Origin of the sequence: Nocardiopsis sp. RV163 (assembly GCF_001029525.1) — a bacterium.
GTDB classification, from domain to species: Bacteria; Actinomycetota; Actinomycetes; order Streptosporangiales; family Streptosporangiaceae; genus Nocardiopsis; species Nocardiopsis dassonvillei.
Window position 1 is genome coordinate 1 of sequence record NZ_LEKI01000210.1, and the last position, 7912, is coordinate 7912.

Here is a 7912-nt window from a genome sequence, read left to right on the forward strand (position 1 = left end):
GGCGGGGCTCTCTCTTGCAATGCGGGGCTTCGCCCCGGGGGTTGTAGTTGGTTTGCCCAGGGTCCACTCCACTCCGGAACGACCCCGCTAGCGCGCGAACGCGCGAGCGGGGTCGTTCCGTCGTTCCACCGGGGGAGCCCCCCGCCCCCGAGGCACCCCCCTGTAGCCGGGGCCGCCGGTGATCGGAGAGGCGGCGAGCGCTCTCCCGCGACACGAGGCTTCGCCTCGGAGGTAGTGGCTGGCTCGCCCCGGTCCACTCGACTTCGGGACGACCGTGCTCGGGGGTCAGCGCTGCAGCGTCAGCACCGCGGGCCGGTAGGGCAGGAGGCCGTAGTCTCCTCCTGAACCGGTGGAGCGACCCTGGTAGAGGAACCGCATGTCGCAGGCGTCGACGGTCATGGTCTGGTCGGGGCCGGTGCGGATCAGCTCGCCGTGGCTGATGTCGTTGGTCCAGGTGGCACCGCTGTTGGCCCGGCCCGCGAAGGGGTTGGCCTCGGTCGCGGCCTGCGGTGTCCACGTGCCGTCCAGACTGGTGGCCGTGAACGAGCGGAAGTAGCGGTGCCCCTGCGCGCCGATGGCCTCGACGATCATGAGGTACCGGTTCTCGCCCTCGACCCTGTAGACCTGAACCGCTTCGAACAGGTTGTTGGTGCTGTCGGACATGACGACCGTCGAGGTCGAGCCGAAGCTGCCCGGGAAGTCGCCGATGGGCATGTCTGCCCGGTAGACGCGGCCGTTGTCCCCGGCGAAGAACAGGTACATGTCCGTGCTGTCGCCGATGAGCGCCTGGTCGATGGGCCCCGTGGAGGAGTCACCGATGCTTCCGGAGAAGAGCGTCTGCGGAGCCGACCAGCTGTTCACGTCGGCGGGGTTGGTCGATGTCCGATAGGAGAACGAGGGTCCGCCCCACTGGTAGGCGAGCACCCAGACGTTTTTTGGTGCGAAGTAGAAGAGTGTCGGCGCGACGGCCGAGAAGGGCATCGGGTTCTGGCTCGCCGAGCCCATCTGGGACCAGTCCGAGAAGAGGCCGAAGTTCATCGAGCCCCATGACGTCCCGGTGTCATGGGTCGTCGCGTAGACGAGGTGCTGGCCGTTGTAGGGGGCGTGGGTGAAGTCCTTGAGCGAGGCCCAGCCCGGCCTCGGCTGCGCCAGCGGCCCGGTCGACGTCCAGTTGTAACTCGACGGAAGGGCGCACGTTTCGCCGGGCCCCGAGCCGTCGACGCGGACGAGTCGCCACTGCTGGTTGCCGCCGCCCCAGTCGTCGTACTGCACGATGTCGGCACCGTCCGAGGCCGAGGCGCCCTGGACCTCCACGACCTTGGCGCTGTGCCGGTTGACCAGTCGGATGTGCCCGCCGGGCGAGTCCTCCAACCGGAACTGCTGGTTGGCCTGGTCGTGGTCGGTCCACTGGACGATACCGCCGCCGTTGGCGGTCGACCAGTTGTGGACGTCCAGCACCTTGCCCGAATGCCGTGACCGCAACCGGTAGTAACCGTCGCCGGAGGCGACGAACTGCCATTGCTGCTGGTACTGGTCGTTACGGGTCCACTGGGTGATCCGCGCTCCGTCACCGGTGGCCTGGTTGTACACGTCCAACGCCTTGCCGCTGTCGCGGTTCACCAGTACGTACCACGCGTCGGTGTCGACCGTGGCAGCCGCGGCGGGCGCTGGCGCCGCCGCGGTTTCGGCGCCGCCGACCGCCAAGACCATCACGCCGGCGATGAGGACTCGCAGTAACCATCCTCGCCGCCGTGAGGGCGGTGAGGCCGAAGACCTGCTCAACATGGACATCGTGCTTCCTCCAAGGACGCGGAGCCGCACGACCCGCCCGAGAGGGGCGCACCACGGGTCCCGGACCTCCGCCTAGGGATGTTAGCGCTAACATTTTTTCGGATGTCCCGGCGCGTGCCTGAAGCGAGCTGCGGTGCGCGGACTGTCCTGAGGCCGGGACGCCGTTGTTTCTGCCGTTGAATCTGAGCGATAACACTCCGGAAGTCAAGCCGTAAATTTCATTAATCTTCCGGAATTCGTAGGGTTCACCAGTCGGCGCACGTCGAGGCTTCCGGCGGGTCCGCGGAAGCACTGTTGCGGCGCGTCCGGGTGTGCGTTTGCGGGGCCTGTGCGCTCCGAGTATCCGCCTGCTCGTCTTGGGTTGAATTGGGTGTTTGTGTCCGTTTTTCTGCCTCGCCGTTTCCGGAACCCCCGGCGCGGTTCGAGCGAGCCCGGGGGCCTCCTCCCCGCCTTGCGGGGTCGTCGGCGGGGCGCCCCAACCGGTTGCATATTTTGAGGGACTCGATCCCATTTTTTTCGCCGCTGCCAGTAAACCCGCAGTTCATCGGCCTGCAATGTTGTCGCAACACTTGTCCCTCTTGCAAGCGTTTGCATTAACCCTCTTGACATGGAAAGCGCTTTCTCTAATGTGAGTTGGGACACCCCAGTCTCATCCCTACTGGAAAGGCAAGCGGTGAGAAGAACAACCACGCGTCGACTCCTGTCGACGTTGGCCGCCTCGGCGGTGGTGGCGGCCGGTCTGGCCATGCCGATGTCCTCGGCGGCCGCGCAGACCGGCAGCGCCACGGGTTACGCGACCCAGAACGGCGGAACCACCGGCGGCGCGGGCGGACAGACGGTACAGGCCACGACCGGGACCCAGATCCACGAGGCCCTGTGCAACCGGTCCAGCGCCAGCACCCCGATCGTCATCGAGGTCTCTGGGACCATCAACCACGGCAACACATCCAAGGTCTCGGGCGACAGCTGCGACACCGCAGACGACGTGATCGAGCTCAAGAAAATCAGCAACGTCACCATCGTCGGCACCGGCGGCGGAGCCGTGTTCGACCAGCTCGGCATCCACATCCGTGAGTCCAGCAACATCATCATCCAGAACGTGACCGTCCGGAACGTCAAGAAGTCCGGCTCGCCCACGTCCAACGGCGGCGACGCCATCGGCATGGAGAGCGACGTCCGCAACGTCTGGGTCGACCACGTCACCCTGGAGGCCTCGGGCGGTGAGTCGGAGGGCTACGACGCCCTCTTCGACATGAAGAACAACACCCAGTACGTCACCCTCTCCTACAGCATCCTGCGCAACTCCGGCCGCGGCGGTCTGGTCGGGTCCAGTGAGAGCGACCGCTCGAACGGCTACGTGACGTACCACCACAACCGGTTCGAGAACCTGGACTCGCGCGCGCCCCTGCTGCGCGGCGGCGTAGGCCACATGTACAACAACCACTACACGCAGCTGCACAAGTCCGGCATCAACTCCCGGGCCGGCGCCAGGGCGAAGGTGGAGAACAACTACTTCGAGGACTCCAAGGACGTCCTGGGCACCTTCTACACCGACGAGAGGGGCACCTGGGAGGTCGGCGGCAACATCTTCGACAACGTGACCTGGTCCAGCCAGGGCGACGAGAACTACCCCGCCGGGCCCGACCCCGAGTCCACCACGTCGGTGAGCATCCCCTACTCCTACGAGCTGGACGACGCCGGGTGCGTGCCGGAGATGCTGGGCCAGATCGCGGGAGCGAACAAGGGCAACCAGGTCTCGGACGGCGACTGCGAGGCGGAGAACCCGCCGGACCCGGACCCGACCGACCCGCCGGACCCCGACCCCACCGACCCTCCGGAGGGGACCAACCTCAGCAGCGGCGCCGGAGCCGACGGCTCCGGCAAGGCCAGCGGCACCAGCTACGGCAACGTCGTCGACGGCGACATGGGCACCTACTGGTCGCCGAGCGGTTCGACCGGCCGCATCTCGGTCAAGTGGGCCTCCGACGTCACGGTGTCCACGATCAACATCCGGGAGGCGGCCGGGGCCGAGGGCAACATCGGCTCCTGGCGGGTCGTCGACCACGACAGCGGTGACGTCCTGGCCACCGGAAGCGGAGCGGGCGTGATCGACATCGACCCGACGACGCTGCGCAAGATCAACTTCGAGATCACCGGCTCGAACGGCACGCCTCGCGTGGCCGAGTTCGAGACCTACGCCGGTTAACGGCCCACCCGTGACCGGTCCGGCCGAGAGCACCTGAGCCGACCGGACACCGGCCGGTCCGCCCGATTCGTTCGGACGGGCCGGCCTTCGCGTGCCGAGGGGTGCGTCTTCGCCCGGCGGAGGCGGCCAACCCGCTGACGCGGGGCACGCGCGTATGCGACCGTGGCCCACGGGCCGGACTCCACGCGGCGCGGGCGCACCGGCCCGTCCGGCCGTCTGAAGGGAAGCGCACATGCGCGTGTACTACGACACCGAGTTCGTCGAGCGGGGACCGGAGCACCCCCTGGTGCTGGTCAGCATCGGCATGGTGGCCGAGGACGGCCGCGAGCTGTACGCGGTCAGCTCCGAGTTCGACCAGGACCTGGTGCGCTCGCACCCGTGGCTGTCCGAGCACGTCTGGCCGCAACTGCCCCTGCGCGGCGGGCCGGAGGAGGCCGTCCTGGACACCGGCCACCCGCACGTGCGCACCCGCGGGGAGATCGCGCGCATGGTGCACGAGTTCCTGCGCGACACCCCCGAACCGCAACTGTGGGCGTGGTACGGCTCGTACGACCACGTGCTGCTGTGCCAGTTGTGGGGGACGCCCCGGGAGATGCCGCGCGAGGTGCCCTTCCTCACCCACGACCTCAAGCAGGAGGCGGTCCGGCTGGGCGACCCGAGGCTTCCGCCCCAGAGGTCCGGGCTGCACCACGCCCTCGCCGACGCCCGGCACCTGATGCGGCGCGCGCGGTGGCTGCGGGAGCACTTCTGACCCGCGCCCCTGCCGTCGAGGGCCCTCCCGGCTCCGGTCGGCGCGGGCCCGGTCTCCGGAGGCCGTCCGAGTTTCCGCAACGGCCCGCGCCCGGGTCCGGATACTCCGGGCATCGGAATTTCCGGGGTATCCGGGTACTCGGGGCATCCCACCCTAGGATGGGTGGACGCCGAAGCGAGGGGAAGCACGATGGTCCGGCTCACCAGGGCGCAGCGCCAGGCCCGCAACCGGGCGCGCGTGCTGTCCGCGGCCGGGGACGAGTTCGCCGAGCACGGTTTCCGCGACGCCAAGGTAGACCGTATCGCCGAACGGGTCGACCTCACCCGGGGCGCGGTCTACTCCAACTTCCCCGGCAAGCGCGCCCTGTACCTGTCGGTGCTGGCAGACGCCGCTGAGCGCTCCGCCGACGCCGCCCCGCCAGAACCCGGGCACACCGCCCGCGCTGCGCTGGGCGCGTTCGCCCGCGCCTGGGCCTCCCGGCTCCCCACCACCGGCGAGCCCCCGCTGACCGGGACCGCGCTTCCGCCCGAGGTCCTCTCCGACGAGCCGGTCCGGAGCGCCTTCGCCCAGCTCATGCGGTTGAACGCGCTCCTGCTCGGCCTGTCCCTGGAGGCGCTGGCGCCCCCGTCCGACCCCGGCGGGCGTCGTGTGCGCGTAGCCGGGACGGTGCTCACCACCCTGTACGGCACCGGCCAGTTGGTCGGGGTCGCGCCCGGCTTCGCGGACCCCTTCGCGGTGGTGCGCGCCTGCGAGCGCCTGGCCGACCTGGACCTGGAGGACGCCTGGCCGCCGCCCCACCTGGAGCACGTGCGCCGGGCGGTGCCCGCGGACGAGGAGTGGTCGCCGCCGCAGGTCTTCGACGCGGTCCGCAGGCGTGTCGTGCCCCTGGCCGGGGACGGGATCGTGGCGGTCCTGGGCACGCGCCGCCTCGAAGCGGCGGAGGAGGCACTGCGCTCAGCGCCCGCGGGCTCCCCGGTGACCGCCGTGGTGGTCACCGGGGACCCCGACGAGCTGACCCCGCTCGCGCGGTTGGCCGTGGCCGACCTGTGCGGATGCCTGCGCCAGGCCTTCCCCGAACGGGCCTGGCCGCGTCTGCGCGTGGTTTTCGACCCCTCCGGTGAGATCGCCGCGGCCGCGGGTGTGCCCGTAGTCGGCGACTCCACCGAGAGCGCCGTCCGCGTCGTCGGCGGACGGATCACCGCCCGCTCCGACGCCCGCGGCGCGGGTCGCGCCGTCTCCGCGTTCCTGGGCGAGCGGGCGGGGCGCCGGTAGACCTCCCTCGGGCAGGGGGCCGTCCGGCCTCCGCCCGAGAGGCGGTCCGCGGACCGGGACCCGCCTCGCGATCTCGTTCCCGGAGGCCTGTCCGGCGGTCCTCGCCGGTCCGGTGACGCCGGCCCCCCGGGGGGCGCGGCAGCCGACCGGTTCAGGAGGGCTCCGTACCCGGCCCCTTCTCCGCGCCCGGTTCCGCTGCCTGGGGACGACCGCCCGGGGCGCGCAGCGCCCGCGCCCCCTCCGGTCCCGTGCCCGAGGCGCGGGCCCTCGCCGCCTCGGCCGAGCCGAACCCCGCCACCGCCCAGGCCGCGACCTCTCCGCGGGGCACGCCCGCGTCCCACCACGCGCACATGAGGGCCAGCGCGTCGCGGCCCTCCCGGGCCAGCGCCGCGCCCTCCCGGGGGGAGAACCCGATCGCCCGGTACACCCGGGCCTGCGCGGGGTCCACCCCCGTGCGGGCCCACGGCACGGCTTCGGCGCTGTCCCAGCCCGTGTCCAGGTAGGCGCGCGCGGTCGCCGCGGGCGCCCCCGCCGACAGCAGGGCGTCCAGGGTCTGGGCCTGCCCCTCGCTCAGGTCCAGCCCGGGGGCCCGCCGCGCCTGCAACAGGGCCCGCAGCAGCCGACGGGGCCGGGGGCGCTCGCCCGCCAGGTGCCGTTCGGCCGCCTCGGCGGGGGAGTAGCCCAGTTCGTGCCAGCGCACGGCGTCCTCCGGGGCCATCCCCGCGCGGAGCATGGGCCGTACCGTGTACGGGGTCATCCCGGCCGCGCGCCACTCCAGGGCGGGGCCGGGCCGGTACACGCCGCTGCCGCGCCAGCGCTCGGCGGAGTCCAGCACGAACCCGGCGTCGATCCAGCGGCGGGCGTCCGCCACGGTGAAACCGCGCGCGGTCCACAGGTGCGGGTCCTCGGGGCCGGGTTCGTGCTCGTCGAACGCGACGTTCATGGTCTCCTCCGTCCGTCGGGGCCCTCGGCGGGGCCCGGGTTCGTGGGTGGCGCCGTGCCGTGGACACCGGCGCCCGTCCGTCCGTGTCCGGGGTCGGCGGGCAGGGCCCGAAGGTCCGGGTCCGCCACCGGCTCGCCGCCCGACACGTCCGGGACGGTCCGCGACGCCCGGGCCACGACCTCCCAGGACCGTTCCCAGACCTCGGCGCCCCCGTCTTGCGACCACGTGCGCGGCCAGCGCGCCGAGCAGGGCGTACAGCCGGTCCGCGCGGTCGGGCAGGTCGGCGCGGACGGGGAGGGCGAGTGCCGTGCGGACGGCGGAGCGGGAGGTCATCTGGTCCCCCTCGGGTGTGCGGGCGGGGTGCGTCGGCGTGGGGCGCGCGTCCCCGCTGACAGCGAAGGTGTACTCCCTCCACGAGTCAATTTAGGTTGACCCATGGGAAAAGTCAATTTCAGTTGACGGCCGGATGATGGGGCGGGGCGCAGGTTCGTGGCCCGCCCCCCGGTCGCGGGCGCGGTCCTGCTTTGCGGCCCGTCCCGGCAGGGGTTACCGTGAGAATCCGGATGTTGAGATCATCTGGCTTCGGGGGGCGACCCCGCCGAACCGCCCGGGCGCTGCCCGCGTGAGGAGAACGTTTCTAGTGACACGCACCGGTGCCAGTGGGCCCCTGCTCAAGTGCTCGTTCTGCGGCAAGGACCAGGGCCAGGTCCGCCGCCTCATCGCCGGGCCCGGCCACATCTGCATCTGCGACGAGTGCGTCGGCCTGTGCAACGAGATCATGGAAGAGGAGGAGGGCGTCCTCCCCTCGGAGGCCGACTGGGGCTCTCTGCCCAAGCCCCGGGAGATCTACGAGTTCCTGGACTCGTACGTGATCGGTCAGGAGCAGGCCAAGAAGGCGTTGTCGGTGGCGGTGTACAACCACTACAAGCGGGTGCGCTCGGAGGGGGAC

General features: G+C 71.2%; 6 protein-coding genes. 4 read left to right on the forward strand and 2 right to left on the reverse strand.

Annotated elements, in window-relative coordinates; all coding sequences use genetic code 11:
- Positions 1 to 285 precede the first annotated feature (285 nt).
- Positions 286 to 1710, reverse strand: coding sequence for a non-reducing end alpha-L-arabinofuranosidase family hydrolase (locus ABD54_RS24090; RefSeq protein WP_047871825.1), 1425 nt, complete (start codon positions 1708 to 1710; stop codon positions 286 to 288).
- Between the two features lie 832 nt (positions 1711 to 2542).
- Between ABD54_RS24090 and ABD54_RS24095 the strand changes: the two genes are divergently transcribed.
- The 3 genes from ABD54_RS24095 to ABD54_RS24105 all read left to right on the forward strand — a co-directional run bounded on the left by ABD54_RS24095 (position 2543) and on the right by ABD54_RS24105 (position 6020).
- Positions 2543 to 3997 (forward strand): polysaccharide lyase family 1 protein, encoded by a 1455-nt coding sequence (locus ABD54_RS24095; protein ID WP_200904183.1) that lies wholly within the window; start codon positions 2543 to 2545, stop codon positions 3995 to 3997.
- Positions 3998 to 4229: 232 nt separating this feature from the next.
- Positions 4230 to 4748, forward strand: coding sequence for a 3'-5' exoribonuclease domain-containing protein (locus ABD54_RS24100; protein WP_047871827.1), 519 nt, complete (start codon positions 4230 to 4232; stop codon positions 4746 to 4748).
- 189 nt (positions 4749 to 4937) lie between these two features.
- Positions 4938 to 6020: a TetR/AcrR family transcriptional regulator gene (locus ABD54_RS24105; protein WP_047871828.1), complete on the forward strand. Its 1083-nt coding sequence runs from the start codon at positions 4938 to 4940 to the stop codon at positions 6018 to 6020.
- Positions 6021 to 6171: 151 nt separating this feature from the next.
- Here the strand turns inward: ABD54_RS24105 and ABD54_RS24110 are convergent, their stop codons facing one another.
- The gene (locus tag ABD54_RS24110) at positions 6172 to 6963 is read right to left on the reverse strand and encodes a hypothetical protein (protein WP_047871829.1); all 792 of its coding nucleotides are present in this window, start codon (positions 6961 to 6963) and stop codon (positions 6172 to 6174) included.
- A gap of 640 nt (positions 6964 to 7603) precedes the next feature.
- On the opposite strand from ABD54_RS24110, the gene ABD54_RS24115 reads away from it, so the two are divergent.
- A partial coding sequence (locus ABD54_RS24115) for a ClpX C4-type zinc finger protein (RefSeq protein WP_047871830.1) occupies positions 7604 to 7912 on the forward strand: 309 nt, incomplete at its 3' end.